This window comes from Vibrio sp. 10N.247.311.13 (genome assembly GCF_041467595.1).
Taxonomy (GTDB): Bacteria; Pseudomonadota; Gammaproteobacteria; order Enterobacterales; family Vibrionaceae; genus Vibrio; species Vibrio crassostreae_C.
The window spans coordinates 1-26730 of sequence record NZ_JBFSUX010000025.1 but is presented as its reverse complement, the minus strand read 5'-3'; the positions used below and the strand labels follow the sequence as shown (position 1 = coordinate 26730).

Annotated in this window: 29 protein-coding genes and 5 pseudogenes; 28 read left to right on the top strand and 6 right to left on the bottom strand. The window is 44.1% G+C overall.

Annotated features, from left to right (window positions below; translation table 11 throughout):
- Positions 1-4 precede the first annotated feature (4 nt).
- The 3 genes from AB6E52_RS12470 to AB6E52_RS12460 all read left to right on the top strand — a co-directional run bounded on the left by AB6E52_RS12470 (position 5) and on the right by AB6E52_RS12460 (position 5237).
- On the top strand, positions 5-3721 hold the full coding sequence (locus AB6E52_RS12470) for an AAA family ATPase (RefSeq protein WP_102321010.1): 3717 nt from the start codon (positions 5-7) through the stop codon (positions 3719-3721).
- Positions 3722-4057: 336 nt separating this feature from the next.
- On the top strand, positions 4058-4192 hold the full coding sequence (locus tag AB6E52_RS12465) for a DUF2256 domain-containing protein (RefSeq protein ID WP_081324519.1): 135 nt from the start codon (positions 4058-4060) through the stop codon (positions 4190-4192).
- Between the two features lie 160 nt (positions 4193-4352).
- Positions 4353-5237, top strand: coding sequence for a PA4780 family RIO1-like protein kinase (locus tag AB6E52_RS12460; RefSeq protein ID WP_029235559.1), 885 nt, complete (start codon positions 4353-4355; stop codon positions 5235-5237).
- A 147-nt stretch (positions 5238-5384) separates the two neighbouring features.
- Here the strand turns inward: AB6E52_RS12460 and AB6E52_RS12455 are convergent, their stop codons facing one another.
- The 3 genes from AB6E52_RS12455 to AB6E52_RS12445 form a co-directional block, all read right to left on the bottom strand.
- Positions 5385-6125 carry an SDR family oxidoreductase gene (locus tag AB6E52_RS12455; RefSeq protein WP_017070716.1) on the bottom strand — a complete coding sequence of 247 codons (741 nt, stop codon included), beginning with the start codon at positions 6123-6125 and terminating at the stop codon, positions 5385-5387.
- Complete coding sequence (locus AB6E52_RS12450; protein WP_102321009.1) at positions 6125-7696, bottom strand: cryptochrome/photolyase family protein; 1572 nt, start codon at positions 7694-7696, stop codon at positions 6125-6127. The genes AB6E52_RS12455 and AB6E52_RS12450 overlap by 1 nt, the downstream gene beginning before the upstream one ends.
- A gap of 293 nt (positions 7697-7989) precedes the next feature.
- Positions 7990-8412: a universal stress protein gene (locus AB6E52_RS12445; RefSeq protein WP_017063967.1), complete on the bottom strand. Its 423-nt coding sequence runs from the start codon at positions 8410-8412 to the stop codon at positions 7990-7992.
- A 235-nt stretch (positions 8413-8647) separates the two neighbouring features.
- On the opposite strand from AB6E52_RS12445, the gene AB6E52_RS12440 reads away from it, so the two are divergent.
- The 10 genes and pseudogenes from AB6E52_RS12440 (at position 8648) to AB6E52_RS12395 (ending at position 16430) form a co-directional block, all read left to right on the top strand.
- Entirely contained in the window at positions 8648-9778 is a 1131-nt protein-coding gene (locus tag AB6E52_RS12440) for a PcfJ domain-containing protein (RefSeq protein WP_102321008.1), read from the top strand.
- Positions 9779-9801: 23 nt separating this feature from the next.
- Positions 9802-9936, top strand: coding sequence for a hypothetical protein (locus AB6E52_RS12435; protein WP_017059202.1), 135 nt, complete (start codon positions 9802-9804; stop codon positions 9934-9936).
- A gap of 66 nt (positions 9937-10002) precedes the next feature.
- Entirely contained in the window at positions 10003-10437 is a 435-nt protein-coding gene (locus AB6E52_RS12430; protein WP_017059203.1) for a GNAT family N-acetyltransferase, read from the top strand.
- Between the two features lie 242 nt (positions 10438-10679).
- Positions 10680-10934, top strand: a complete 255-nt coding sequence (locus AB6E52_RS12425; protein WP_017059204.1) for a DUF3297 family protein — start codon at positions 10680-10682, stop codon at positions 10932-10934.
- A gap of 505 nt (positions 10935-11439) precedes the next feature.
- The gene (gene glpT / locus AB6E52_RS12420; RefSeq protein ID WP_029235174.1) at positions 11440-12813 is read left to right on the top strand and encodes a glycerol-3-phosphate transporter; all 1374 of its coding nucleotides are present in this window, start codon (positions 11440-11442) and stop codon (positions 12811-12813) included.
- A 77-nt stretch (positions 12814-12890) separates the two neighbouring features.
- Positions 12891-13946: pseudogene (gene glpQ / locus AB6E52_RS12415) on the top strand (glycerophosphodiester phosphodiesterase).
- A gap of 262 nt (positions 13947-14208) precedes the next feature.
- A complete protein-coding gene (locus tag AB6E52_RS12410) occupies positions 14209-14673 on the top strand; it encodes an ASCH domain-containing protein (protein WP_102321007.1) in 465 nt (154 codons plus the stop codon).
- A 130-nt stretch (positions 14674-14803) separates the two neighbouring features.
- Positions 14804-15298, top strand: a complete 495-nt coding sequence (locus AB6E52_RS12405; RefSeq protein WP_102321006.1) for an HAD family hydrolase — start codon at positions 14804-14806, stop codon at positions 15296-15298.
- A 121-nt stretch (positions 15299-15419) separates the two neighbouring features.
- Positions 15420-15800, top strand: a complete 381-nt coding sequence (locus AB6E52_RS12400) for an STAS/SEC14 domain-containing protein (RefSeq protein WP_102321005.1) — start codon at positions 15420-15422, stop codon at positions 15798-15800.
- Positions 15801-16028: 228 nt separating this feature from the next.
- Positions 16029-16430, top strand: a complete 402-nt coding sequence (locus AB6E52_RS12395; protein WP_017070706.1) for an NUDIX domain-containing protein — start codon at positions 16029-16031, stop codon at positions 16428-16430.
- A gap of 53 nt (positions 16431-16483) precedes the next feature.
- On the opposite strand, the gene AB6E52_RS12390 is transcribed toward AB6E52_RS12395, so the two are convergent.
- Positions 16484-16885 (bottom strand): YkgJ family cysteine cluster protein, encoded by a 402-nt coding sequence (locus tag AB6E52_RS12390; protein WP_017065706.1) that lies wholly within the window; start codon positions 16883-16885, stop codon positions 16484-16486.
- 208 nt (positions 16886-17093) lie between these two features.
- On the opposite strand from AB6E52_RS12390, the gene AB6E52_RS12385 reads away from it, so the two are divergent.
- The 15 genes and pseudogenes from AB6E52_RS12385 to AB6E52_RS12315 all read left to right on the top strand — a co-directional run bounded on the left by AB6E52_RS12385 (position 17094) and on the right by AB6E52_RS12315 (position 26012).
- Positions 17094-17255: a hypothetical protein gene (locus AB6E52_RS12385; RefSeq protein ID WP_012604036.1), complete on the top strand. Its 162-nt coding sequence runs from the start codon at positions 17094-17096 to the stop codon at positions 17253-17255.
- Complete coding sequence (locus AB6E52_RS12380; protein ID WP_102321004.1) at positions 17255-17938, top strand: pseudouridine synthase; 684 nt, start codon at positions 17255-17257, stop codon at positions 17936-17938. Before AB6E52_RS12385 ends, AB6E52_RS12380 begins: the two co-directional genes overlap by 1 nt.
- A 93-nt stretch (positions 17939-18031) precedes the next feature.
- A pseudogene (locus AB6E52_RS12375) lies at positions 18032-18313 on the top strand (glyoxalase); the annotation flags it as partial.
- Positions 18314-18439: 126 nt separating this feature from the next.
- A complete protein-coding gene (locus tag AB6E52_RS12370) occupies positions 18440-18739 on the top strand; it encodes a hypothetical protein (RefSeq protein ID WP_241910597.1) in 300 nt (99 codons plus the stop codon).
- Between the two features lie 36 nt (positions 18740-18775).
- Positions 18776-19246, top strand: coding sequence for a GNAT family N-acetyltransferase (locus tag AB6E52_RS12365; RefSeq protein ID WP_017070703.1), 471 nt, complete (start codon positions 18776-18778; stop codon positions 19244-19246).
- A gap of 77 nt (positions 19247-19323) precedes the next feature.
- Positions 19324-19668 carry a VOC family protein gene (locus AB6E52_RS12360; RefSeq protein ID WP_017061800.1) on the top strand — a complete coding sequence of 115 codons (345 nt, stop codon included), beginning with the start codon at positions 19324-19326 and terminating at the stop codon, positions 19666-19668.
- Positions 19669-19787: 119 nt separating this feature from the next.
- Entirely contained in the window at positions 19788-20204 is a 417-nt protein-coding gene (locus tag AB6E52_RS12355; RefSeq protein ID WP_017061801.1) for a VOC family protein, read from the top strand.
- A 129-nt stretch (positions 20205-20333) separates the two neighbouring features.
- The gene (locus tag AB6E52_RS12350) at positions 20334-20915 is read left to right on the top strand and encodes an HD domain-containing protein (protein ID WP_102321002.1); all 582 of its coding nucleotides are present in this window, start codon (positions 20334-20336) and stop codon (positions 20913-20915) included.
- Positions 20916-21118: 203 nt separating this feature from the next.
- A pseudogene (locus tag AB6E52_RS12345) lies at positions 21119-21376 on the top strand (hypothetical protein).
- Between the two features lie 140 nt (positions 21377-21516).
- Positions 21517-22521, top strand: coding sequence for a S66 peptidase family protein (locus tag AB6E52_RS12340; RefSeq protein ID WP_017061804.1), 1005 nt, complete (start codon positions 21517-21519; stop codon positions 22519-22521).
- A gap of 151 nt (positions 22522-22672) precedes the next feature.
- Entirely contained in the window at positions 22673-23137 is a 465-nt protein-coding gene (locus AB6E52_RS12335; protein ID WP_017061805.1) for a DUF302 domain-containing protein, read from the top strand.
- A 267-nt stretch (positions 23138-23404) separates the two neighbouring features.
- Positions 23405-23919, top strand: a pseudogene (locus tag AB6E52_RS12330) (adenylate kinase).
- Positions 23920-24051: 132 nt separating this feature from the next.
- A complete protein-coding gene (locus AB6E52_RS12325) occupies positions 24052-24276 on the top strand; it encodes a hypothetical protein (protein ID WP_017061807.1) in 225 nt (74 codons plus the stop codon).
- Positions 24277-24414: 138 nt separating this feature from the next.
- A complete protein-coding gene (locus AB6E52_RS12320) occupies positions 24415-25443 on the top strand; it encodes a radical SAM protein (RefSeq protein WP_017061808.1) in 1029 nt (342 codons plus the stop codon).
- Positions 25444-25460: 17 nt separating this feature from the next.
- A complete protein-coding gene (locus tag AB6E52_RS12315; RefSeq protein ID WP_017061809.1) occupies positions 25461-26012 on the top strand; it encodes a DUF1349 domain-containing protein in 552 nt (183 codons plus the stop codon).
- Between the two features lie 94 nt (positions 26013-26106).
- On the opposite strand, the gene AB6E52_RS12310 is transcribed toward AB6E52_RS12315, so the two are convergent.
- Complete coding sequence (locus tag AB6E52_RS12310) at positions 26107-26439, bottom strand: PBPRA1643 family SWIM/SEC-C metal-binding motif protein (protein ID WP_017068336.1); 333 nt, start codon at positions 26437-26439, stop codon at positions 26107-26109.
- 163 nt (positions 26440-26602) lie between these two features.
- A pseudogene (locus AB6E52_RS12305) lies at positions 26603-26730 on the bottom strand (IS5/IS1182 family transposase); the annotation flags it as partial.

Genomic DNA, 26730 nt, shown 5'->3' with positions numbered 1-26730 from the left:
CAGTATGAAGATTTTAAGCCTAGAATTTGAAAACCTGAACTCTTTGAAAGGACGTTGGAAGCTCGATTTCACCCAATCACCGTTTGCAGAAAATGGTCTGTTTGCGATTACTGGCCCAACAGGGGCGGGTAAAACCACCATTCTTGATGCGATTTGTTTGGCATTGTTCCACCGCACACCGCGTTTAAAGAGCATAGCTAAAGGCAACAACGAATTAATGACGCGTGGCACGGGTGAGTGTTTTGCTGAACTGGAATTTGAAGTTCAAGGTAAAACGTACCGATCTAATTTCCACCAAAAGCGAGCGCGTGGCAAACATGATGGCGCATTGCAAACGCCAACGTGCGAGTTTGCCGATGCGGACACCGACAAAGTCTTAGAGACCATGTTGACCAAGAAGACCAAGCTGGTGGAGCAGGTTACAGGGCTCGATTTCTCACGCTTCACTAAATCCATCATGTTGTCTCAGGGTGAGTTTGCGGCGTTCTTAAATGCCAATGCTAACGACCGTGCAGAGCTACTTGAAGAGCTGACGGGAACAGAAGTTTATAGCCTGATTTCAGAGCGTATCTACGATCATTTTAAGTCGAGTGAAGAGTCGCTTAATCAACTTAAAGCGAAAGCTGAAGGTGTGAGCTTACTGTCTGAAGAGCAAATCAAAGAGCTGACCGCAGAGCGTGAAACGCTAGAAGTAGAGCAGAAGCGTTTAGCCGAGCAATTAAAAGAGTGGCAAGTGCATCTTAGCTGGTGGAAAGACGTGACCAAAGCTGAGCAAACTATTGCGTCCAGTGAGCTCGATCTGAAAACCGCTCAAGATGAACTAGACCGTAACCAACCGTCACTAGAGCGCTTGGCAAACAGTGAGCCGGCTGAAAAGCTGCGTCCAGTACACAAAGATTTAAAGCGTTGCGAACAAGAGGTGAACACTACTCAAGCTCACCTAGATAACAGCACCAAGTTACTTGCCGTTCGTGATGCAGAAATGCAAGACGCGCAAACTAAACTGACTCAAAGCAGTGCGATTGTCGAACAGGTAAAAGCCGAACAGCAGGATCAAGAGAAGATCATCGAGCAGGTTCGCCCGTTAGATAACCAAATTGCCGTACTCAAAGATAAGCAAACTGCGGCCGTTAGTGCAGCGAATACGCTTAACGAGCAACATACGCAGCAGCGTAATCAACAGATTGTTTTAGTCCAAAAAACAGATGCACTGAAGCAACAAGATAAACTCAGCACTGAGTACCTAAATACGCATCAAGCTGACCAACATCTGGAAAAATACCTAGGTCAGTGGCAAGCAAAGGTCGAGCAAGTTCGTACTCTAGAGCGCCAGCATTCAGAGCAGTTGAATTCAGCGAAGCAAGCTTTGTCTGCAGTTGATGCACAGCAAACGATCATCAAATCCGCGCAAGATGCTAAAGCAACGCAAGATAAAACTTTAGCTGAATTGGTTGTTCTCGAGAGTAGTGCAAAGCAACAGTGGGAAGCCTTGCAAGGCAACACTAGCGAGCAAGTGTTGAATTCGCAAAAAGATCTGTTGGAGTTTTGGAATCGCAATACGCACTCATTACTCGAGATCAATCGTGGTTTCCTAAATGCCCAACAACAGCTGCACGCAAAAACACAGGCACATCAAACCAACACCCAGTTGGTCGACAAGCTTTCGAAAGAGCGTGAAGTGCTGGTGGAACGATATAAAGAGAGAGAGACTTCGCTTGAGCGATTAACGCGTTTGATTGATCAAGAAGGCGAATTGGCGAAATACCGTGCAGCTCTAGAATCTGGGTCTGAATGCCCACTGTGTGGTTCAACAGACCATTCGGTTGAACAGTCGCAAGACATTGCAAATTTGGTTGCTCAAAAAGATAGGGAAAACCTAGAGCTAACGGCTATCAAAAAAGAAGGCCAAGAGCATCGTCAGCAGTTAGATTCTCTTGCCCCTATGATTGCAGCGTTGAACGATGATATTCAACGTGCGCAAGCGGATATTCAGCAGGCTCAATTGAATTGGCAAGGCGTTGTCGGCAAGCTTCAACAGAATTTATCGGATTTTGTTGGCACGGCTCCTGAACTGGCGCTGCTAGCGATTAACGATTTAGGAAATGAAGCTACGGTTACGACCTTTGCTCAGCAGTGTGAACTTCAACTAAGTCAGATCTCACAGCAACTCAAAGCGTTGAGTGATGCTAAAGCGCATTATGCCGAAGCTGAGAAACAACGCCTGTCTGTAAGTGTTATGGCTGACAAGGCACAATCGAATCTCGAGTTGGCCGAGCAACGCTTAGCGGATCTGAATAAGCAAAACCAAGTCGCAAACGAGCAAGTGACTCAAATAGCTCAAGCGAAAGGCCAGCAATGGAACGCTTTGAAAGAGAGCATTGTTCAAACTTCTATCGAAGCACCTGAACTTGAGCATATCGATGATTGGTTTACTGCGAAATCGCAAGCATCAAGCACATGGCAGCAAACCAAACAGCAACAGGCCGATATTGAGAAGCAACTGATTACTCAAAATGCCGAATTGAAAACGTTAGACGACAAGCTAAGCAGTGTTGAGAAAGAGCTCGCGACACTGACGCAAGAGAGTGAGTCTTTAGTGTTAGAACTCACTCGTGTAACGGCTGAAAGAACAGAGTTGTTTGGTGACAAAGACATTCAAGCCACCAGCAATGCGATGAAGCAAAGAGTCACTGAAGCAGTAAATGCATTTGATGCCGCGCAGTTAGTGCTTAACCGCAGCGAACTTGAACATCGAACCGAGCAAACCAAACACACTGGTTTCTCGGACGAGTTAGTCAGCAAGCAGTTCAGTCACACACAAGCGTCGAATGCTTGGTTAGAAGCGCTGAAAACTAGCCCGTTCGAAGATGAGGCTAATTTTGAAGCAGCGTTGTTAGATGAAGAGGTTAGAACTCAACTTCAAAGCCTGAAGAAGTCTTTAGACGAAGCGATTGTCAGTGCGCAAGCTAGGTTGAACGCCGCCAAAGCGACACAAGTGGATCTACTAAATCACGAAAATGCGAAAGCATGGCAAGAGCAAAACCAACAGCAAGTTGAAGAAGCGACGACTGAGTGTCAAAACGCACAACAAAGCCATGCAACCAAGATCGGCGCAATTTCTGCCAATCTTGAAACGGATAGCCAGAACCGCAGCAATCAGCAAGATCTGTTTAAGCAGATCGACGAGCAACAAGTCGAGTTTGATGATATTTCACGTCTGAACTCACTTATCGGCTCTAAGAACGGCGATAAATTCCGTAAGTTTGCCCAAGGTTTAACGTTGGAAAACTTGGTGTACCTTGCGAACAAGCAGCTACAGCGTTTGCATGGTCGTTACGAGCTTAAACGCAAAGCCGACGATGGTTTAGAACTGCAAGTGCTCGACACATGGCAGGGCGATGTGATGCGTGATACCAAGACGTTATCAGGTGGCGAAAGCTTCTTGGTGAGCTTGGCGTTGGCATTAGCGCTTTCTGATCTTGTGAGCTACAAAACCAGTATTGATTCTCTGTTCTTAGATGAAGGTTTCGGCACGTTGGATAGTGACACATTGGACATTGCCCTTAACGCGTTAGATAACTTGAATGCATCAGGCAAGATGATCGGTGTCATTAGCCACGTTGAAGCACTGAAAGAGCGAGTGCCCGTTCAGCTTAAAGTGACAAAACACTCTGGCTTAGGTGTGAGTGAGATGGAGAAGCAGTACAAGGTTGTCGCTTAGGTTGTTACTTTGGTTCTTGCTAAATTTATCTGCGCAGAAATAGAAACAGAGCTAGATGAAGCAGATCCCCGACTCAGTCGTTCCTCCTTCTCGAGGATGACGGAGTCGGGAGTAGTCACAAATCACTACGCAGTCACTCCTTAAAGTCAGGAACGAACGTCATAGAGAACTAGGCTTTGTTCGTATTGCCTTCGTCATTCTCTAAAGCGAGGTACGAACGTAATAGGGAATCTAGATTTGTTCGCATTACCTTCGTCATTCCCTAAAGCGAGGTACGAGCGTAATAGGGAATCTCTAGTAAACGCAGGAAGTGGATGCTTCAAGAAGGGAACGGCCATGCACAAGAAACCCCATTTACCGACTAAGATATGTCCTGTTTGCCAAAAGCCTTTCGCATGGCGTAAAAAATGGCAGCGCTGTTGGGATGACGTGATCTACTGTTCTGAACGTTGTCGTCGTAATAAGTCTTAGTCCCATAATCTGAATAGATCAGGTCAATCCTCATGATCTAAACCCGTTAACTCCAATATTTCTTTCCTTTGTCGTAATTTTGATGATCCTTTAATCGTTTCGTCATTCATTTCTCAAGTTAATATTTCTATCTGTAAGATAAGTGATGTATAAAGGCGCCATGAAGATACCTAAAAGAATACAGCCTTTAGTTGACGACGGTTTAGTCGACGAGGTGACAAGCCAACTCATGAGTGGCAAAGAAGCATCGGTGTACATTGTGCGCTGCGGCGATACGATCCGTTGTGCCAAGGTATATAAGGAAATAAGCCAACGCAGCTTCAAAAAAGCGACCGCGTATCGTGAAGGCCGAAAAGTCCGAAATAGCCGCCGCGCTCGAGCGATGGAAAAAGGCTCTGGCTTTGGTCGTGAACAACAAGAAAAGGTTTGGCAAAGTGCTGAAGTGGATGCCTTATATAAACTGGCAGAAGCGGGTGTTCGTGTGCCTGTCCCTTATGGTTGCTTTGATGGCGTACTGCTTATGGAGCTGGTCACTGACGATGAGGGTTACGTTGCACCACGTTTGAACGATGTGGTGATGTCAGCAGAGCAAGCGATCGAAGACCACGCCGTGATGATGACTTACGTAGTTAAAATGCTGTGTGTTGGTTTGATCCATGGTGACTTGTCTGAGTTCAACGTATTGGTGGATGAGTACGGTCCAGTAATTATCGACCTACCACAAGCGGTTGACGCTTCGGCTAACAACAACGCTGAGTGGATGCTGGCTCGTGACATCAATAACATCCGTGACTATTACGCTCAGTTTGCTCCTGAACTGGCAAAAACCGAGTATGCCAAGGAAATGTGGGCGCTGTACGAGAAAGGCGACTTGAAGCCAGACAGCAAACTGACGGGTGAGTTTACGGAAACCGACGACTTGGCTGATATCGAAGCCATCATGCAAGAGATAGACGCTGCGCGAATTGAAGAACAACATCGACGCGAGCGAGCTAAAGAAGAGAAAGAAGGTGTTGACGATACTAAGTTCAATTGGGCTGAATAATCGTGATGATCAGTTTTGATCTTTAGCTAGATATCAACCAAACGCCTTTTAAAACAGAGGCGTTCTTTCTAAATAAAAACCCAATGGAGCTTCAACTCTGTTGTGTTTTCTTTTTTAGCACTAATGAAAGACGGACACTCGTATCAACTACCAATTTAACTGTTCACCATCGTAAGCGTAGAAGTGCCCACTGTTATCCGGTGTGGCAGTGCGAATAATATCGACCAACTGATGGGCGACATAGCTTGACTCAAACAACTTACCTTCAGGGACATTGGTCTGAAAAGGCTTCGACAGAGCTGTGTCTGTCGTGCCCGGGTGCAGAGCCAACACGGTGCCTTTCTTAATGGTGCGTTGCCATTCGATCGACATGGTTTTGATGAACATATTTAGGGCTGCTTTCGATGAGCGGTAGCTATACCAACCGCCTAATCTGTTGTCTGAAATACTGCCAACCTTTGCGGATACCACAGCAAATTTTGGATTGTCACTCGCTCTAAGAATCGGCGTGAAGTGCTTTGCCAATAATAAGCTCGGTAGGGTGTTCACAGAGATGTTTTTGAGGAAAAAATCAGGGTCGATGGACGACAAGTTTTTCTCCGGTCCAAGATCTGGAGTGTGGAGCATACCCACGCAGTTGATCAACCAATCAAGTTGTTCAAACTCAGAACTCAAACGCTTGATATCAGCTTCATTGGTCGCGTCGACTTTGTGCCAGGTCAAGCGATTGTTTTCTAGTTCCGGCTGTTGAGAGTGGTAAGTCGCGTCTACATGCACATCAAGAAAATCAAACCGAGAGAGCTCAGATAATAGGTGTTTAACCACAGCGAAACCAATACCGCCGCTCCCACCGACCACCAATATGTGTAATCTGAGTTGCTCCACCATTATAAGTTCTCCAAGTTTGTGATTCGTTGTTCAGCAGTATCGAGAATCGCTTGTTGTGATTGCTCATCCATGTTGTCCCAAGAGCGATATAACATGCCCATACGTGGGTTGCGGTTTAACGCATCGCGGTGCTGGTCCATAAAGCGCCAATACAAGCTATTGAAAGGGCAAGATTGCTCGCCGCTGCGTTCTTTTATCTTGTAGTGACAGCCTTTGCAGTAGTCACTCATGCGGTTGATATAGGAACCGCTGGCAGAGTATGGTTTGGTTCCTACGATCCCGCCATCCGCAAACAGTGCCATACCTCGCGTATTTGGCATTTCAACCCACTCAATCGCGTCGACGTAAATACCGAGGTACCAACTGTCGACTTGGTCAGGGTCTATACCCGTGATTAAACAGAAGTTGCCAGTGATCATTAACCTTTGGATGTGGTGCGCGTAAGCAAACTCAAGAGACTGGTCAATCGCATGCTTCATGCAGTTCATCTTGGTTTGTCCGTCCCAAAAGTAATGGGGCAGGTTATTATGTGCTGAGTAATGGTTTTTGTTGGCGTAAGCAGGCATGTTTGCCCAATAGACGGCGCGTATGTACTCTCGCCACCCCAGTATTTGGCGTACAAATCCTTCGACCTGTGCAATATCGATGCTTGGCTTATCTGGTGAGCTGTCTCGAAGACAGGATGCTTGGTAGGCCGACAGTGCTGCATCAATCACTTCTTTAGGGCTCAGCAGTTTACTGTTCAGCGAGAACGATATACGGCTATGATACAAGCTCCATTTAGAGTCGTGCTCTGTCGTCATCGCATCTTGAAACTGCCCAAATAACGGCAAGCAGACTTGGCAGAAATGAGCGAGTAGAGACAAGCTTTGTGCGCGGTTCACCGGCCATAGTAACTGGTTGCCGACTTGACCAATGGTTTGTACTTGGTGACGTTCGATACGTTGCAAAATGTCGGTTATATCATTGGTAAACATCAGCGGCTGAGGTAGGTTTTCGATGTCTTGTTTCTTGAGCTTATTTCGATTGTTCGCGTCGTAATTCCATTTTCCGCCAACGGGCTTTCCGTCTTCTAGCAAAATGTCGAAACGTTTTCTCATTCGGCGATAGAAGTGTTCCATCATGATGTGTTTGTCTTTTGGAAACTGTTGTTCTATCTCCTCGAATGGAAAGAGGAAGTGTTCTGTATCACAACAACCTTTGGTCGCATTGGTCAGCTTGAGCTTGTTCATCTGCTCTAAGAGGCGATATTCATCTGGCCTTTGATATTCGAATTTCTCTGCGCCGAATTCGTGTACATAGTGCTTTAAAAGTGTGTCTAGGTTTTCAAATTGCGTTGTGTCGTCAAGAGTAAGGTGTAGTACTTGATGACCTTGTTCTTTGAGTTCGTTAGCGAAGTAACCCATCGCACAGAAAAACGCGGCCACTTTTTGAACGTGAGAGGCAACATAATCTGTTTCTTGTTTTAGCTCAGCAATGATGTAAATAACGTCATCGTTAACCTGTCTAAACCATGAATGCTCAATGTTGAGTTGGTCACCTAATACAAGTCGTACCGTTTTAAATTTCATAATGCGTCCTGGTTTGTGAGGCTTGTTGTGACTGCGTTACCGCCTGTCCATTGATTGATGAAGGCATGGTCTGGGTCGTACATTTCAGTACGTTGATTCAAATCGAAATGACGTGATTTGTTAATTATTAGACGCTTACGAGTTGATAGGCTGACAAGATCACAAATGACTACTCTAAGTGGGAAATAGGAGATTTCGATCAGGATGAGTGTGTTGAAGAGGATATCAAGCCAACCAATAATACCGATAGAGGTTGGCAATGCCGGTTATTTTTGAGTGTCGAACTGGAGCTTCTATTCCATTGGAACAACGAGAATATCGATAGGGGAAGTATCGATGATCTGTTTAGAATGGGAGATGAGCTTATGCCAAAAATCATGGTGATGGCCGCACAGCAATAGGTCAACGCCGTTTGCTTCGATGGCATTTTTGAGCTTATCGTTCAAATCACCCGTTCCCACGAAAATGTGCTTGATTGGGTGTTTGGCGTAGGCTTCAAACTCTTTCAAATGCTTAACGGCATCTTCATTGATGGGTAAATCACCGTCATTTCCCTGAATATCAACGAGCTCTGGATAAATTTCTCCATGCGTACCATCGATATAAACAAATGAAATGCCAGCCTCCAGTTTATCAGCGAAGAAGGTCGCTCTATCAATGAGAATCTTGGTGTCGTCAGACAGTTCAAGTGCGACCAGAATATGTCGGTAATCCATAATTAAAGCCTCTTGTTGTGAGTTATGTAACAAGCATAGTTTCTGTTGACGCAAATGATATCGAAGAGATCTCATATTCCGTAAAATCATCATTCAATGTTCTTCTAAGCACTATCGTATTTATATCGCTTTGATTGGTAAGAAATTTACAAAAGGTTGATATAGTGGTTGAAGCGCTAGCTTATGCTGTTAGATAGGCTTGATAGTTCAATGCGCCAATAACGAAGAGGCATCAATGACAGCACTACTAACCATTCCCACTCGAACATTAGGTTTCGACTACGATATTGAGATCCGAGACTGGTCTCAAAAGCTCGTCGGCTTTCATGTGTTTGAAGATGGTAGACGACCGCTTGATGGAGGCATTGGGCTGAGCCTCAACCTTGTTGAACAGTTTGACGTGAATGGTCGTTGGCTAAATTCATTACCTGCGCGTTATCGTGAAATCACCGACGACTTTCCAGAATACCAATACCAGATGTTGTGGCTTGCTGCGAATACTTATGAAGCCGCGCAATTGCTTGAATTAAGGCCTGTTATTTTGGCTTTGATCTGCATGAAATACAGTGTCGACAACAAGAAAGCACTGGCACTAAGTCGCTTAGGGCAGAAGAAGATCCTTACCAAGTTGGGCTTAGACGGCAGCAAGGCGACACTCAAATTCATCGACAAGCTAGAGCTTCATTACAATGTTGGTGATGAACTCGACCACATTGTTCGTATTCTCGAACCGCTGCAAAGACGAGTCCTTAAGTTTAAGCATTACTCAAAAGTTGGATACACAGCCCTGCGTTTGGACCAAGTTCATCCATTTCTAACCGGCAGTCGATTGGGCATTGCGATGGTGGAAGAGGGCAGACTTAATGCACCGTCGAAGATGGCGATGTTCCAAGATGCGATATTGCTAGGGCAAGATTTGGAAATGGATGATCCACTGCGCGCGATTACCAGCCAGAATTCTTTTGCGATGTTTGAACAACTGCATGACCGCTGGACGGAACAGCGCCAATTACGCCGCTTGGAGGGTAATCGCCCAATGGATAAAGACATTCTTTATCCCGTTCCTTTACTCGGCAATGACAATATTCATCCACTTACTGATTATTACGATCTTGAACACGAAGGCATAGAGCAGAAGCACTGTATTGGTGTGTATCATAACCGAATCATGAGCGATCGTTATGTGGTGTTCCGCATGCTCAAACCTCAGCGTTTAACCATAGGTTTACGCCGCGTCCCGAGCAAAGCATTTCCTTTTGAAATAGACCAAATCTGCGGAAAACGAAATGCACCTCCGTCGGAATCCGCTCGCCAAGTGATTCACGACTGGCTAGAAGCGAGTAAGCAAAAATATCCTAAGCAATAGCCATTAAGTAGAAGGAATACAGGATGTTTCAACAAGGCGATCTTTGCCCTCATTGTGGTTTGATTATTGTGATGCCTACGGATCTGCAAGGTGAATGCCTAGGATGCGGCGAAGAAATTAATCAAGACCCAGCAGACGATTACGACGAAGAAGAGTAGCTTTACCTACACTTAGATTAAACAAGGCTAGGATAGCCGAATTACTCTCTTTAAAAGGACGGAAAAATGCAGAAAGTAATCTTTAGAAATTGCGATGAAAACTCACCTTATTGGCATGAGTTAGAGGGCTTATTTCAAAGTGAATGGTCTGATTTCAAGTTTAAAGATACATATAAAGAAAACGTACAACTCCCTCCAGTAATAACAGTACTTCGCGATAATGTGGTCATTGGTGGCTTGGCGTATTCCTATTTTCAAGAACCTCACCAAGTTCGTGATGTAGTGTGGATCAACGCTGTGTTTGTCGACCCTCAATGGCGCGGTCAAGGCATTGCCAGTGAACTGATTAATCGTGGTGTCAGACAGGTTTCTTCTGCAGTGCAAACTCAACTCTACGCGTACACCAATATCATGGGTCTCTACCAAGGGCTAGGTTGGTCAATCGTAAATATCGAATCAGAACCGAACCATAAAGTGATGAGTATTGAGCTTAATCGATAAGCTCGGAATAAAAGCCTGATATTAGTTTATCTGCCGTTCGAGTAATGAATTTCTCCCTTTCATCCATAATGCATAAACCTGTTAAATTTTCGTTGAAACTCATGCCGATATCGCCTTTAAATCAAACAACTAGTTGTTGATTAAAACGATCAAGACGATTTATTGCAGCAGTTGTTGAGCACAAAGCCTATATTGACTAGAATGACGCACTTTTTTTATTTACGTACATACAGGTAATGAACATGAGCGATACTAATTCAAGACCAGCTTTACCAGATCATCTTGCAGGCAACCCACGCAGCCCACACCACGTTGCTGAGTGTTTCGAATACCCAATCGGCATTCGTCTAAATGGTAAAGAGCGTACTGATGTTGAAGAATACTGCATCAGCGAAGGTTGGGTTAAGATCCCTTCTCCAAAAGCGCTAGATCGTTTTGGTCAGCCAATGCTTATTACTCTAAAAGGCACTGTAGAAGCTTTTTACATCGACGCATAATCATGTCGTGTGGCTAGCTAATACTTCGAGTAATTAGCTAATGTTTGCTTAATTAGCCAACATCAAGCCACCAAGCGTTATTACCTAAAAGGGTCTAGAGAAATCTAGACCCTTTTTGTTTGCATTGATTTTAGCGAACTTCTTTAACCAATAGCCCAAACCACCTTCATAACTCCACAGATTCAACCAAAATTGTTGTTATTCACTATGCATTCTCAGTAATAACAAAGTTGTTGTTGGTTGATTTATGTTCGCTCGCTCTTTTTGGATTTATTCGTACTCGAAAGTTCTGATGTTTAATTAAACAGATACAAACAAAAATATGAAGCGCAGTCTAATTAAATGAAACTAATATGCTGTATTTAAAGTTATTTTTTGTTAATAACTACCTCTATCACAGAAATTAATCCTGAAGCACATACAATTCCCTTGATTTCGAATGAGCGCTAAATTTTTTCGTTCGAGCATTTAAATTCTTCCTTCGCCCAATAATTATGAGGTTCCTATGTTTGGAATATTCAAACCTATGGCGCATATCGATCGCTTGTCATCAGATAAGATCGATAGCACCTACACACGACTACGATGGCAGCTGTTTCTTGGCATCTTCGTTGGCTATGCGGGGTACTACTTAGTCCGTAAAAACTTTAGTTTGGCGATGCCTTATCTCATTGAACAAGGTTTTAGCCGTGGAGAACTAGGGGTTGCATTAGCGGCGGTATCTATCGCTTACGGCTTATCTAAGTTCTTAATGGGCAGTGTTTCTGACCGTTCTAACCCTCGTTACTTCCTCAGCGGTGGCTTGTTAATGTCGGCACTGGTGATGTTCTGCTTTGGCTTTATGCCTTGGGCAACAGGCAGCATCACTGCGATGTTTATCCTGCTGTTCTTGAATGGTTGGTTCCAAGGTATGGGTTGGCCAGCTTGTGGACGAACCATGGTCCACTGGTGGTCACGAAAAGAACGTGGTGAGATAGTGTCAGTATGGAACGTTGCTCACAACGTGGGTGGCGGTTTGATTGGCCCAATGTTCTTGTTGGGGCTGTGGGCTTTTAACGACGATTGGCGAACCGCTTTTTATGTTCCTGCATTTTTTGCCACTCTCGTTGCTGTCTTTGTTTGGTTTACTGTAAGAGATACACCTCAATCTTGCGGCTTACCACCGATTGAAGAACATAAAGACGATTACCCAGACGACTACGATACGTCTCATGAGAAAGAAATGACGGCGAAAGAGATCTTCTTTAAGTACGTTTTCTCTAACAAACTGTTGTGGTCAATCGCTATTGCCAATGCGTTTGTTTACCTTATCCGCTATGGCGTACTCGATTGGGCTCCAGTTTACTTAAAAGAAGCAAAAGACTTCTCTGTAGATAAATCATCTTGGGCTTACTTCTTGTATGAGTGGGCAGGTATCCCTGGCACCTTATTGTGTGGTTGGATTTCAGATAAGTTATTCAAAGGCCGACGTGCACCTGCAGGTATCTTGTTCATGGTTCTAGTGACAGTCGCTGTGTTGGTATATTGGCTGAATCCAGCAGGTAACCCAACGGTTGATATGCTGGCACTGGTTGCGATTGGTTTCCTTATCTATGGTCCTGTAATGCTGATCGGTTTGTATGCACTGGAACTTGCGCCTAAGAAAGCAGCGGGTACAGCGGCTGGTCTAACGGGTTTGTTTGGTTACTTAGGTGGCGCGGTTGCTGCGAACGCAATACTCGGCTTTATGGTTGACCATTACGGCTGGGATGGCGGCTTCATTATTTTGGTCGGCGCTTGTGTGGCTTCAATCATCTGTCTGCTTTACGCCTTCTTAGGTGAGCGTGCGCACCATAAACAAAAAGATCTCGAACGAGAGAGAGAAGCGCTAGCTCAGTAGTGTATTTACTGAATCACATCTATAAATAACAACAGAGGCAGGTATATCCTGCTTCTGTTTTATCAAGGGAAACAATAATGAAAACAACGTCACTGTCTCTGACCTTATTAGTACTAAGCTTATCTGCAAATGCGTTCGCCGACCCTTTAGTGATTGCGCATCGCGGCGCTTCAGGTTATTTACCTGAACACACTTTACCCGCTAAAGCGCTCGCTTATGCGATGAAACCCGACTACATCGAACAAGATGTCGTGATGACCAAAGACGACCAATTGGTGGTTTTGCATGATCATTATCTAGACCGAGTCACCGATGTCGCGGATCGCTTTCCAACACGTGCTCGCGCAGATGGCCGCTACTACGCGATTGATTTTACGCTCGCTGAGATTAAATCCCTGAAAGTGACCGAAGGCTTTAACCTCGATGACCAAGGTAAAAGAGTGGCAGGGTACCCAACGCGCTTCCCAATGTGGCAGTCTGATTTTCGTGTCGCTACCTTTGCAGAAGAGATCGAGCTGATCCAAGGCCTAAATAAGACCTTAGGTTATGACGTGGGCATCTATCCTGAAATTAAAGCACCTTGGTTCCATCGTCACGAAGGCAAAGACATCTCCAAAGCGGTACTTGCGACCTTGCATCAATATGGTTACCTATCGAAAGACGACAAAGTGTATTTGCAGTGTTTCGACGCCAATGAACTTCAACGCATTAATGATGAGCTCATGCCAGCGATGGAAATGGACCTTAAGCTCGTTCAGTTGATGGCCTATACAGATTGGAATGAAACCATGACCTACCAAGGCGACAAAGCAACGCCGTACAGTTACGACTGGATGTTTGAAGCTGGTGGCATGGAAAAAGTGGCGAGTTATGCGGAAGGAATTGGTCCTTGGAAGCCAATGTTGGTGGACAATGCATCGACCAAAGATAACATCATCATTTAACCGTTAATGAAGTCAGCAAAAGACGCGGGCTTAGACGTTCACCCATACACGTTCCGTGCCGACCCAGGAAGAATCCCAGCTTATGCTGATAACTTTGATGGCATGTTGGATGTCTTCTACAACCAAGTCAAAGTTGATGGTGTGTTTACCGACTTCCCAGACAAAGCGGTCGACTTCTTGAACCGTTAATACCCCGTCAGTTACGAGCTATTAGTAACGAGATACTAAGAGCCAAAAGCACCGACTAAAGGTGCTTTTGGTTCTTCTTTCACTTTTTAGCTCTCCTTGTACTGGCCTCGAAATCCTACCTATATTCTTCTTTCTCAGCCCACATTTTGATATTCACTCGGTTTACAGCTATAACCTGACTTGATAGGTTACTCCCAATGCAGCCAGATGCTTAATCTATAAGTGTTTATCGGCTCAACCTGATATTGAATTTGGAAAGATCATGGAAGAAAGAAGCAAAGCTTATCTTGATAGCTACCTCAACACATTACCAGCAGACGTTGCTTCGCAATACACCTCTTTTAGTGCCGACTATTACTGTGCTGATGAATACAACGCCAACCTCTGCGCCCAGTTAATTCTCAAGGGTGAAAAACAAGCGTCTTGCAGCCTTGAATATTGGTACAGCCATGAAGGCGAGACGAGACCAGTAGTTGGTCACTTGCAAGTCGTCACTGACTGGGATGGCAAGCCAGTTTGCATTGTAGAGATCACTTCAGTCTCACAGTGCAAATATAACGAAGTGACGGCGGAGTTTGCTGCTGCCGAAGGTGAGGGCGATAAATCACTCGAATGGTGGAAAGAAGCTCACTGGAACTTCTTCTCTCGTGAATGTGAAGAGCTCAAGATCTCACCAAGTGAAGACATGTTACTTATGTTGGAGCGTTTCAAAGTGGTTTATCAATAAAGGGTATTTTGTGTTTAGAAGATCGTGCTCCATAAACAGTAACAAGGTTGTCCATAATGAGCCTAACCGTCCGAGAAGTTTTTATAGGCTCGCTTAAACATTAGATAATTCATCGTATGCAGGAGGCAAGATGACAAAGCTAATCGAATTAACAGAAATAGTCTTATTCGACTGGGGCAATACGCTGATGGTCGATTTCCCAGACGCACAAGGGAAGATGTGTGACTGGGAAACCGTACAAGAAGTGAGTGGTGCTCGTGCATTACTGGGGGAGTTGTCGAAAACTCATCTAGTTTATGTTGCTACCAATGCTGGTGATTCCAGTAAAGACGACATCATTCGAGCCTTTGAGCGTGTTGGCCTGTCTCAAGATATCTTGGGTTACTTTTGTAAGGCGAGCATTGGCTTTTCTAAGTTCGAGTCGGGGTTCTATCCTGCCATTATTTCTAAGCTCGGTGTTTCACCACAAGAGATCACCATGGTAGGCGACACTCTAGAGAAAGACATTTACCCAGCACTTGAAGCGGGTTTGAATACGGTGTGGTTGAACACGGAAGGTGCTGAGCTTAAGTCACAGCATCCAGGTATCGTACAAGTTCAATCCCTAAGCGAACTGTTGGAGTAGCGCGATTAACTCTCTGATATTAAGTTCAGATAAAGCGCTTGTCCGTTTTGACGTAAACCTCTCATCTCTTTGCTGTTTAATCCTCTAAGCTAACTCTAGTTTCCACTATGAGGGCTAGGTTATGAGTATCGAACGTCATGGAATATCGGTTGGAATTGAACGTGTTAGCGGTGAAACCATCGTTGTGTTTAAAGCGAAAGGCAAGCTTACACACGATGACTATCAAGCAATGATGCCAATTCTAAATACCACGCTAGAAGAACTCGATTCATCTGAACTCAAGATGCTGGTCGACATCTCCACCTTAACGGGTTGGGAGTTACGTGCTGCTTGGGACGATTTTAAACTTGGATTAGAGCTCAATTCTAAGATAGACAAGATTGCTATTTTCGGCGATAAAAGCTGGCAAGAATTCGCTTCAAAAGTAGGGAGCTGGTTTGTGTCCGGTGAGATTAAGTCATTCGAAGATCATGACTCTGCGCTTAAGTGGCTAGTCGATTGATTCTATCTACGAACAACTAGAAAGCAATCCGTAAACAACGCCGATGACAGTTGACGAGAATTGTCTCGAACGCTGTCATTTTTCGTTTTGGCGATGATATTTCCTATTCGATTCAATAGAGTATATTCCTTCCAGCGTGTAACATACCCAGGCTTTGTTTGGTCGCGACTAATGGTGTGGCTTGATTCAGTAAGAACGAGAACTAAAACAGAAATAAGGTCTAACGACATGCATAAGGTAATTGATAAGCTGGCTTGGATATTCATCAAAGACGGCAAGCTGTTGATGGTCAGATCAAAAGGCAAAGAACTGTTCTATCTACCGGGTGGTAAGCGTGAAGCTGGCGAAAGTGATGAGCAAGCACTGGTTCGCGAAATCAAAGAAGAGATCTCAGTTGATTTAGTGCCTGACTCCATCAAATACGTCGAGACGTTTACAGGCCAAGCTGATGGCAAAGCGGAAGGCGTATCGGTGCAATTGACTTGCTATCTTGCTGATTATACTGGCGAACTGTCTCCGGATGCTGAAATCGAAGAGCTTAAGTATGTGGATATCAACGACAGAGCGGTATGTTCATTGGCAGCACTGGTTGCGCTTGATTGGTTAGAAGCGAACCAGTACTTGGCTTAAGGTTTTAGCGGCTATTAGCTCATGCTGAAGATTGATCTTCAAAAGACCATCGCTTACGAATAGCTTGAAGGGCGGCTGTCTTTCATCAACAGGTCGAGTTTCCTTTGAGCTTTCTTCGTGTCTTGTAAATCCACCACCTCAATCATTTCACACTCATCTCGTACCATCTCATTAATTAGGCTTGGGTAGTGTCGGCAATCTTCTGGTCGGTCTAAGTAAATGCTACATGTGTACTTGGCTTGAGCCTTGGTGTCTTTCGTCGGAACCAGCTCCAGAAAAGGGCAGCGAGTTAAACGTTCGCCAGATTCAGGGTCGAACCAGATCTCGCTTCCTCGAACATATTCAAAGATGTCTGGGTTGAACAACTCCCACAAATCGATCTCTTCTTGAGTCGCGGCAAGGTCGCCATCTCCGTATTTGATACAGCATTTTCCGCATTGATTACAATCTTTCATTATCGACTTCATAAGTTGGTGAGCTTTTATCATTTTACCACTGATAGCCGTGGCACGTTGACTTTGTTGTTCATGGTTAAGCCGTTACGGGGAGGGATCTTGGAATGGCGGTGCTTAAAATCAATTTATCTATGCACCACCACTCCAAACAAGGCTGTAAACAGTGATACAATTTGCGCCTAGCAAGTTATTAAAACAAGGCATAAAAATGAGAACCGTATACACCACCGAAGGCGACATCAACGCAAAGAAACAGAAAGACGCTTACCCAAAATTGGCGCTATGTGATAACTGCGTTCGAGACTATGTGGTGATTGCTCAAGGCGAACGTACTTATAAGCCATGCGCAAAATGTGGTGCTGACGATTAATGCGCCTTGATAAATACCTATGTAAAAGCACTGAACTAACCAAGCCTGAAGCAATTGAACGCATCCATAATGGCGAGGTGAACGTAAACAGTGAGACGGTCACCGATGAATCGACTCAGGTTCATGAAAGCAACACCATCTTGTTAAATGGCACGCCTCTTAAATTACGTGAATTTCGTTACCTCTTAATGCATAAGCCTGCGGGTACTATCTGCTCTAACATCGACGAAGTTTATCCTTCATTGTTCAACTACATCGAGATAGACAAAGCATCAGAACTGCACATTGCAGGGCGCTTAGATGCTGACACCACAGGCTTAGTCTTGATTACTGATGATGGGCGATGGTCATTCAACATCACTCTGCCAACCAAGTCGTGTAAGAAGGTGTATCGCGTGACATTGTCACGAGATATCAAAGACGATGTCGCTGATAAGTTTAAAGCGGGCATTCAATTGCAGGGCGAACAAAAACCGACGCGTCCGGCAGAGCTCGAAGTGATTACCAGTAAAGAAGTGCTGTTGACCATTACAGAAGGCAAGTTTCATCAAGTAAAACGAATGTTTGCTGCGGTCGGGAATCGAGTTGTTGGCCTACACCGTGAACAGATTGGTGACGTTCGTTTGGATGTTGAAGCAGGCCAGTGGCGTTATCTAACTAAAGCCGAAGTTGACTCATTTTAGCAAGACTCTGAATAAGAGCTCTGAATAAACACCGTAACCACTTAAAGCGTTAAGCGTGTCAGCACCGGAATATCAATACTATAAGGGTGTAGGATGGAAAACCTCAAAGTCTCAGAAACTAAGTCTTTTGTACCCGCGAAAGACTTCGATTTATCCAAGCGTTTTTACCAGTCAATCGGCTTTGAAGTGAAGTCTGAATTTCACGATATCGCCTATCTACGACACGGCAGTTGTGCGTTCCTTCTGCAAAACTTTTATGAACCTGCGCACTGTCACAATTACATGATGCACTTGCTGGTTGAAGACGTAAAAAGTTGGTATCAACACATCCAAAACTCTAATGTAGTGTCGGATTTTGAAGTTACCGTTTCCGATTGAGCTTGAATTTGTAACAGACTCGCGCGCATCTTCCCAATATCAAAACAATCCTTGGAGTATTTAGAAATGTTGTTTTCTAGTCTGTCTAAACCATAGGTTCATGGCTCCGAGTTATGTTCTGAACTGCTCAATTTCTTAACCGAGCATAAGAGTGATTTCGAAGAAAAGTTAATCCCTGATCTGTCATACATCGATGATATGGCACATGTGGTGAACGGTATCAAAGTCAAAGGCGTTCTCCACATCAATGCGAATCAATACCGACTTCAATATTCGTTTGATTGGGAGCTGTTTCTAGGCTGTTCAGATAGAAACGAAACCGGTGTAGAGAATGGAAGTGTTCTATTCACTCTTGAGGACGATAACGTTCTTAATATCAACTTCCCAAACTACGGTTCTCGAGACACTAGCGATGAGCTCTAGTCGGTTTTTCGTGCGTGTTATACAGAAGGAACAACAATGATAACTATCGAAAGGCTTGAAGATTCACATGTGGCGTTAGTTCAGGCCATCCAACTCGCCGATGAACAGGTTAAGTTCGCTGGTACAGCTGCAGAGTTTTTATTAGACGGCAGTGAAACGACGCACTTGCACGTGATTAAGTCTGATAACGAAGTTGTGGGTTTCTTTAAGCTGGATATCGCTTACGCAGAGCACTACGAATTCTGCCCTGAAGGAAGCATTGGCTTGAGAGCTTTTGTGCTTGATAAAAACCAGCAAGGTAAAGGTTTAGGAACAGGCACGGTGAAGGCTTTGTTTCCGTATTTAAAAGCGAATTACTCAGCGTATGAGTCGATTTACTTAACTGTGAATTGCAAAAATCCGGCAGCATTCAACTGTTATAAGAAAGGCGGCTTCGAAGATATCAATCAACAGTATTTAGGTGGCGCAGCAGGCCCGCAATTTATCATGCGCGGTCGAATTGCTTAGTAATAAATTATTGATGAGAAACACCTGCACAGCTGTATGCAGGTTGAGAGTCTTAAAGAACACGAGAAGGAAATTTGATGAAGGTTCAATATCTTGAAGTGGTTACCCCAGAGGTCGATGTCGTTTGTGCAACATACGCTCAGCTCTACAACGTGAAATTCAGTGGTGCAGATGTGAACCTTGGTGGGGCGCGCACTGCAAAGCTATCTAATGGCGGGGTAATTGGCATTCGAGCACCGCTTCGTGAAACTGAAGAACCAACTGTTCGTCATTACACGTTGGTTGAGGATATTCAGTCTGCAGTAACTGCAGCCGAGAAACTAGGCGCCGAAGTTGCGGTGCCGCCAATGGAGTTACCACGTCACGGGATGTGTGCCATTGTCATTCAAGGTGGCGTCGAGCTCGGATTCTGGCAGTTATAAATGATGTATACCTTTTAGATTGTGACGGACGAGATACTACGATTTATGATGCGACACCTAGTGTCTTTACCTGCTTCATGGCATCATTCCACGCAGCTAAAACCCCAACAAGGTATGTTATGAAACAGAATATTGTCCACATTGCACTCGTGGTAAAAGACTACGATGAAGCGCTTGATTTCTATGTAAACAAGCTTAAGTTTGATCTCATCGAAGACACGTATCTGCCAGAAGAAGATAAGCGCTGGGTTGTTGTTGCTCCACCAAATTCAACCGGTGTGAGCCTGTTACTTGCTAGAGCTTCCAAGCCAGAGCAACTCGATTTCATCGGCAACCAAGCTGGTGGACGCGTATTCCTATTCTTAAACACCGATGACTTCTGGCGTGATTACGAACGTATGACGTCTTTGGGCATTAACTTTGTCCGAGAGCCTAAAGAGCAAGGCTACGGCACCGTTGCTGTGTTTGAAGACCTTTACGGTAACTTGTGGGATCTGCTTCAGTTAAATCCTGAACACCCTATGGCTAACAGGTAGATAAGCTTAGCCCACAACCATCGGGTGTTGCGTATTACAAAATGTCGGTTCATTGGGAGTAACGCTTCTTTGTCGCTAGGTTAACCCTCCGCACCGCTCAATCATCAACTTAAGTTAAGGAAGCTTATCGTGGAAGAAATCAAAGGCATTCTGCAATTCATGGTCGAAATTGAACAATTAAAGGATGTTCATCGACAGACGAAACCAGTTGGATTGGACCGATATGAAAACTCGGCCGAGCACAGTTGGCACGTCTGTTTGAGCGCTCTTATGTTGAAAGACTATGCCAATGAAGAAATCGATATTACCCGAGTAATGAAGATGTTGCTGATTCATGACCTTGGGGAAATCGATGCGGGAGATACCATCATTTATGCCAGTGAAACCGAAGAAAACAAGCTCAAAGAGAGAAACTGCGTCGAGCGCTTGCTGAAATCATTGCCGAGCCATTCAAGAAGCGAGTATTTGGATTTATGGCTTGAGTTCGAAGCCGGTGAGTCACCGGAAGCTAGATTTGGTAAGGCGATCGATAGAGTGCCGCCTTTGCTTCATAACATCCATGGTGGTGGTCATAGCTGGAAGAAGCACAACATATCCAAAGACAAAGTCCTGACCTTCAATGGCGAGCGTATTTCTAAAGGCAGTCGTGCCTTATGGAAAGAGCTAGAAGTGCAGCTTGAAGGTGCTGCGGACAAAGGGCTATTAAAGTAAAAGTTAATTTCGTACCTAAGCGTAACAATAGCTTTAGCTGTTCAATGAGGGAAATCTCGATGGCAACTGATTCAAGATGCATGGCACTTACCTTGTGTCTCATTTCTTTCAAATAAAGATCTAGTGGACAACAATAAGTTCGAGAACCGAGTGATAAGTTGTTAGTATGTATCAAATTTATAAATATCAGTTGGCTTATATAAATGCTTGATAATAAGTATATTAAACACCCTTATCACTGTGAGTAGTGCGACGCACTTACCCCGCACCTTGCTGTTAGCGCTTCCGATGCTGAATCTAAAGCGGACGCTGAATCTGAAAAGAAACAATGGAAGTTAGGCGTGTTGATGGAGTACCTGGTGACGTTATTGTTTAGAGGTGACCATAATGTTCCCGGTTTTTATGTAGACAGTGATTACGAATACCAATGTGAGAAATGTGGGACTAAGTCGTGGCACTGATTGGGTATGAACATTTGATTCAACCTTAATTTTTTGAGCTCTAACCCCGAAATCAACTCGCTTAAAGAACTCGTTTGCTTTAAGAATTAGTGAGTTTCAGTCAGGCGTATTATTCCAATTTTGTTATGGAGGACAAACGAGTGATATACCCAAAAGCTTTAAATATTGGTGACAAAATCGGATTTTTCTCACCGTCATCGCCCGCAACGGTCTTTGCACCTAATCGATTTGCTCGTGCTAAACGTTATTTGGAAAAGCAGGGCTTCATTCTAGTTGAAGGTTTGTTAACTGGAGAGTCAGAAGGGTATCGTTCTGGTTCCATTCAAGCGCGAGCCGAAGAACTCAATCAGCTCATTCGAGATCCTGACGTGCGCTGCATTATGTCGACCATTGGTGGTAACAACAGTAACTCACTGTTGTCATACATCGATTATGATGCCCTTAGAGACGACCCTAAGATCATCGTCGGCTATTCAGATGCCACAGCATTACTGTTAGGCATCTACGCCAAAACTGGATTGGTGACTTTTTATGGCCCTGCACTTGTTGCGTCATTTGGTGAGTTCCCGCCATTAGTCGACGAAACCTTCCAATCGTTTACTGACATCTTATGCTCGGATTCAAGCCAACATCAGTACACGATGCCTGAGAGTTGGACGGACATTAAACACGATTGGGAAACTCAAGACTCTGCAAAGCCAGTTTACAATAACGAATGGCACTTCATGGGAAGAGGTCAAGTAAGCGGTCGCGTGATTGGCGGCAACCTGAGTACGATGGCCGGGATTTGGGGCAGCGAATACATGCCAGAAATTCAGTCTGGCGATATTCTGCTTATTGAAGATTCACTAAAAGGCATTGAAGCGGTCGAGCGTTCATTCGCGCACTTATTGGCTTGCGGAGTATTCGATAAAGTAGGCGCTATTGTACTCGGCAAACATGAGTTGTTTGATGACAAAGGGACAGGGCGAACACCACTCGATGTACTTCTTGAAGTGCTGAACGGTAAAAATGTCCCGATCCTGTATGGCTTCGACAGTTGTCACACCCATCCCATGCTAGTCACGCCACTAGGTGTGCAAGGCACTATTGATTTTGATGACCAAACATTCAAGCTTCAAAGCCAATGGTTAGCGTCGAGTTAACCTAAACTGATGATAATAAGACGCATTAGAAAAGTGATCCTCTCTGCAAACTGAGAATCGAATCGCGTCTATACTGACATGGGTTACGTCGCTGATTTTAGAAGTGGCGCTATGAATGTAAGTTTGATTAGGTTAAATCTCTGAGGTGACGATGAAAAAATTACTACCACTATGCGCCATTTTACTCTCTGCATCATTTTTAGCTGCGGCTTCTGATGGTTTGATTAAATACCAAAGTAATTACTCAGTTAAAGAGACCGCTGACCGCTTTGAAGAACTCGCTATAAGCAAAGGTTTGACATTGTTTGCGCGAATTGACCATCAGAAAAACGCGAGTAAGGTCGATCTTGAATTGAGACCAACGGAAGTCATCATCTTTGGTAACCCGAAAGTAGGGACACCATTAATGCAATGTGCTCAAGAAGTCGCGATAGATTTACCGCAGAAGGTGTTAGTCACTGAAGATTCAAATAAGAAAGTATGGTTGTCTTACAACGATCCTAATTACTTGGTAGAGCGTCACGCGATCAATGGCTGTGACGAGGTCGTTAAGAAAGTATCGGGTGTACTAAGCAAGCTATCAGAAGCGACAGTGGCGAAAAAGAAAGCGAAATAACCAAGACCAATTAGCACTCATTAAGACTATTAATGGGTGCGACTTGACGAGGATATAGCTTCCCAATCAACGTTTGGCTGCATTGACAACTAAGCAACAATATATAAAAGTAGTTTTATGAAACTGAATTTAGCGCCATCTAACCAACGAATTATCATCATTCCATAAGAATGGTGGGATTGTTGATGCGCTTTGTTTATCGAACCCACCCGTAAGGTGGGTTTTTTGTCGCTGTCTTATGGGTTTTATCTGAATAGAGGAAGTCATATGAAAAAGATCGCGGTTTTTGGTAAGCCTGGGAGTGGAAAGTCCACAGTCAGCAAGGCGTTAGCACTAGCTACAGGGATAGAGCTTCACCAGTTGGACTCTATTGTTTACAAGGCCAACGGAGAGTTTGTTGAACGTGAAGTATTTGAGGAGGCTCATGAGAGCATACTTAAGTCAGAAAGCTGGATCATCGATGGTTTTGGCCCTCTAGGCTCGTTCAACACACGTTTAGATGCAGCTGATACCTTGGTTTATATCGACATTCCTTATTCAACTAGCTACTGGTTTGTAACCAAGAGAATGCTCAAAGGTTTATTTGTTAAACCTGAAGGCTGGCCTGCTGGAAGCTCAGTGATAAAAGGCACGATACAAAGCTATAGACACTACAACTGTGTCCTAAATTTTGGAATGACGACTTTAGAGCGCAGTTAGAATTGCGCGCTAAAGAGAAAGAGGTTTACATCATCAGAAGCGTGACTGAATTGAATAACTTTGTTCACCAACACTTCACTTAACAGTCGAGAGTTTACTTTTCTTTAAAACGCTCTTACTTACTCATAACTTCATGAAAATATTTAGATTTAACTCTACGTGTGGCATATTTGCCATATGTTTAGTTTGTGCTTTGAGTTAAGGAGATAGATATTATGTATGGAAGTGAGAAGACGAGAGCGTTCTGTAGTAACTGTAAGGAACTGACACTGCACAAGTACACTATGTTCAGTAACCAAGCCGAAAAAGCGCCACAACATGAAAAGAAGCCAGGGTTGCTTGGAATGATTTTATCGTCGCTAGCTTCAAGTGGCGGAAACGGTGACTATAAATGTACAAAGTGTGGAACCAATTTACGTACACCGGACAACCTTGATTAGCCTTTAACCTACTTAATACTTCAACATTCTTCTTCTTTAATTATCCGTTTTCATTTGATAATAATTCAAATTGTACCGTGTTTTTCATTGAATGAACTTCTAGTAGTCTATGCGAATTGTTAATTATTGGGCATTCAAATGACACAGTATCAGTTCCAACAAGGGCATATTCGCCCACCTTCAGAAGCGGATAGCTTATTGATTCGCACCACCCAAGGTTGTCCTTGGAACAAATGTAAATTCTGTACGCTGTTTGAGGGGATGGAGTTTGCAATTCGTCCCGTTGAAGAGATTAAGAAAGACATTTGGGCTGCGAAAGCATTCTATAAGAACCGTAAATTTGAGACCTGTTTTCTGCAAGACGGTGATTCATTCACTATGGATACCGAAGACTTGCTGGATGTGTTGAATACACTCAAACAAGCCTTCCCAGAGTTAAAGCAGATCAGCTCTTATGGACGAGCGCAAAGCATGACTAAGAAGTCGCCTGAAGAGATGAAAGCCATCTGTGATGCAGGGCTCAACATGCTTTATTGCGGTATGGAATCGGGTTCTATTGATGTTCTCAAATTGATGAAAAAAGGCATTACTCCGAAATCTATTTTGAAATCGACCGAATACGCGAAGCAAGCGGGTATGAAGATGATGACCTTCATTATCCTTGGCTTGGGTGGTAAAGAATATTCGGCGCAGCATGTTGAAGAAACGGCGGCCTTACTTAACCAAATCAACCCAGATGAAATACGCATTCTGTCGCTTGCTGTGAAGCCTGGAACCGAATTGGATGAACTGGTGCAGAATGGAGAGTTCACGCCACTTAGCGAACGTGAAATGCTTGAAGAACAATATCAATTGATCAGTAAACTAAACCGCGTGACGGGCAACTATGGTAACTATCACGGTATTAATTTGTTGATGGAACTGAACGGACAGCTGCCACAGGATAAAGCGAAGTTCTTAGCGACAATAGACCGTTTCAATATGATGAGTGAGAATGACCAGAATAACTTTATCTTGGGACGTCGCATTCATTACTACGCCGCATTGAAAGACATGGATAACCAACTTATGTACGATTCTGTACAAAGAGAGCTTAATCGCATTCAAAAGCAAAATCCCGATGAACTCGACAATGTGTTTTACCAACTCCGTCAACGCATGATCTAGCAGCAAGGACTAATAACATGAATAACCTCGTTAACTGGCAAATCAGAAATGAAAATCCGGAACATCGGTCTTTGGAAAACGGCGTGCTGACGATGCAAGTGCAAGAGGGCAATATCTTTGGTGCGGGTTCAGCTGATGTTGATAATATCTTCGTTCATCCAGTATCTAGCTCGGATTACAGCACAGAAGTGACGGTTCAATTAGATCCAAACCTCGCATTTGAACAAGCTGGGTTAGGTATTTACTGGGATAACGACAACTACATTAAAGTGAGCAAAGAGATGTTCATGGGCGAGCGTTCATTGGTGTTCGTTGTAGAACAAAATGGTCAGCCACAGATCAAGGAACGTCTGTTGTTTAGTGAATCTAGTGTGTCGGTAAAGCTCGTCAAACAAGGCGGAAAAGTCAGCGCTCATTTCCGCCCGTTAGAAAAACAACAATGGCAGGAAGTGATCACGTTTGATTCGTTAGTAGGCAGTGAACAGGGTGTGATGCTTTATACGTTCAGTGGCAGTAAGGCGACGCCTAATTTCGCCAAATTTAGTGGCTTCAGTTTGTCTGACGCCTAATAATTTGTCTTACGCTGAATAAGCTTGCTTAGCGTATAAAAAAACGGACCGATATTGCTACCGGTCCGTTTTTAAATTCTTCAAGTCAAAGCGCTTATGCACAGCACTTCTTGTATTTCTTACCGCTGCCGCAAGAACATGGGTCGTTACGGTTAGGGGTCTTTTCAAACGTCATCGTTTTTGGCTTGTTCAGTAGAGTATCAAGCTCGATGGTGTTCTCTTCTTTGTCTGCGTCGACTGTAACAGTAACGAAGATAGTATTTTCAGCGGCTAGTGCTTCAACTTCTGCTTTGCGCGCTTCAGTTTGAACCATTACAGCGATTGGAGATTCTTCAGTACCCGCTTTTACATCGCGGTTTACGTTGTAGCCAGCAAGAACGTGGTTCTGTCTTGTTTCGATACGGCCTTTGAAAAATAGTTTCGACATTGGGTACTCATTAAAAATGTTGAATGGCGCTATTTTTAATGGCGATAGCGCAATGGAGCGGGGATTATACGCATATATTGCAATTGATAAAGCAGTGATGTGAGCAAACGCAGTTTGGTTTTTACTTGCTAGGGCGTGTTGATCTTTGCTGTACATTTCGCGTTCAACAATACATCGGTAGCCACATTAACATGAATGCCAGCGATAACATGCTGGCATAATTCCTTTCTAGCTTGTCATATCTACTTGAAATAGCTCGATAATGCTTAATTCTCCCAAAGGCATTTTCGA

Coding starts and splice junctions, on each gene's coding strand:
- AB6E52_RS12470 (WP_102321010.1), top strand. CDS start 5: ATGAAGATTTTAAGCCTAGAATTTGAAAACCTGAACTCTTTGAAAGGA.
- AB6E52_RS12465 (WP_081324519.1), top strand. CDS start 4,058: ATGCACAAGAAACCCCATTTACCGACTAAGATATGTCCTGTTTGCCAA.
- AB6E52_RS12460 (WP_029235559.1), top strand. CDS start 4,353: ATGAAGATACCTAAAAGAATACAGCCTTTAGTTGACGACGGTTTAGTC.
- AB6E52_RS12455 (WP_017070716.1), bottom strand. CDS start 6,125: ATGGTGGAGCAACTCAGATTACACATATTGGTGGTCGGTGGGAGCGGC.
- AB6E52_RS12450 (WP_102321009.1), bottom strand. CDS start 7,696: ATGAAATTTAAAACGGTACGACTTGTATTAGGTGACCAACTCAACATT.
- AB6E52_RS12445 (WP_017063967.1), bottom strand. CDS start 8,412: ATGGATTACCGACATATTCTGGTCGCACTTGAACTGTCTGACGACACC.
- AB6E52_RS12440 (WP_102321008.1), top strand. CDS start 8,648: ATGACAGCACTACTAACCATTCCCACTCGAACATTAGGTTTCGACTAC.
- AB6E52_RS12435 (WP_017059202.1), top strand. CDS start 9,802: ATGTTTCAACAAGGCGATCTTTGCCCTCATTGTGGTTTGATTATTGTG.
- AB6E52_RS12430 (WP_017059203.1), top strand. CDS start 10,003: ATGCAGAAAGTAATCTTTAGAAATTGCGATGAAAACTCACCTTATTGG.
- AB6E52_RS12425 (WP_017059204.1), top strand. CDS start 10,680: ATGAGCGATACTAATTCAAGACCAGCTTTACCAGATCATCTTGCAGGC.
- glpT (WP_029235174.1), top strand. CDS start 11,440: ATGTTTGGAATATTCAAACCTATGGCGCATATCGATCGCTTGTCATCA.
- AB6E52_RS12410 (WP_102321007.1), top strand. CDS start 14,209: ATGGAAGAAAGAAGCAAAGCTTATCTTGATAGCTACCTCAACACATTA.
- AB6E52_RS12405 (WP_102321006.1), top strand. CDS start 14,804: ATGACAAAGCTAATCGAATTAACAGAAATAGTCTTATTCGACTGGGGC.
- AB6E52_RS12400 (WP_102321005.1), top strand. CDS start 15,420: ATGAGTATCGAACGTCATGGAATATCGGTTGGAATTGAACGTGTTAGC.
- AB6E52_RS12395 (WP_017070706.1), top strand. CDS start 16,029: ATGCATAAGGTAATTGATAAGCTGGCTTGGATATTCATCAAAGACGGC.
- AB6E52_RS12390 (WP_017065706.1), bottom strand. CDS start 16,885: ATGAAAGATTGTAATCAATGCGGAAAATGCTGTATCAAATACGGAGAT.
- AB6E52_RS12385 (WP_012604036.1), top strand. CDS start 17,094: ATGAGAACCGTATACACCACCGAAGGCGACATCAACGCAAAGAAACAG.
- AB6E52_RS12380 (WP_102321004.1), top strand. CDS start 17,255: ATGCGCCTTGATAAATACCTATGTAAAAGCACTGAACTAACCAAGCCT.
- AB6E52_RS12365 (WP_017070703.1), top strand. CDS start 18,776: ATGATAACTATCGAAAGGCTTGAAGATTCACATGTGGCGTTAGTTCAG.
- AB6E52_RS12360 (WP_017061800.1), top strand. CDS start 19,324: ATGAAGGTTCAATATCTTGAAGTGGTTACCCCAGAGGTCGATGTCGTT.
- AB6E52_RS12355 (WP_017061801.1), top strand. CDS start 19,788: ATGAAACAGAATATTGTCCACATTGCACTCGTGGTAAAAGACTACGAT.
- AB6E52_RS12335 (WP_017061805.1), top strand. CDS start 22,673: ATGAAAAAATTACTACCACTATGCGCCATTTTACTCTCTGCATCATTT.
- AB6E52_RS12325 (WP_017061807.1), top strand. CDS start 24,052: ATGTATGGAAGTGAGAAGACGAGAGCGTTCTGTAGTAACTGTAAGGAA.
- AB6E52_RS12320 (WP_017061808.1), top strand. CDS start 24,415: ATGACACAGTATCAGTTCCAACAAGGGCATATTCGCCCACCTTCAGAA.
- AB6E52_RS12315 (WP_017061809.1), top strand. CDS start 25,461: ATGAATAACCTCGTTAACTGGCAAATCAGAAATGAAAATCCGGAACAT.
- AB6E52_RS12310 (WP_017068336.1), bottom strand. CDS start 26,439: ATGTCGAAACTATTTTTCAAAGGCCGTATCGAAACAAGACAGAACCAC.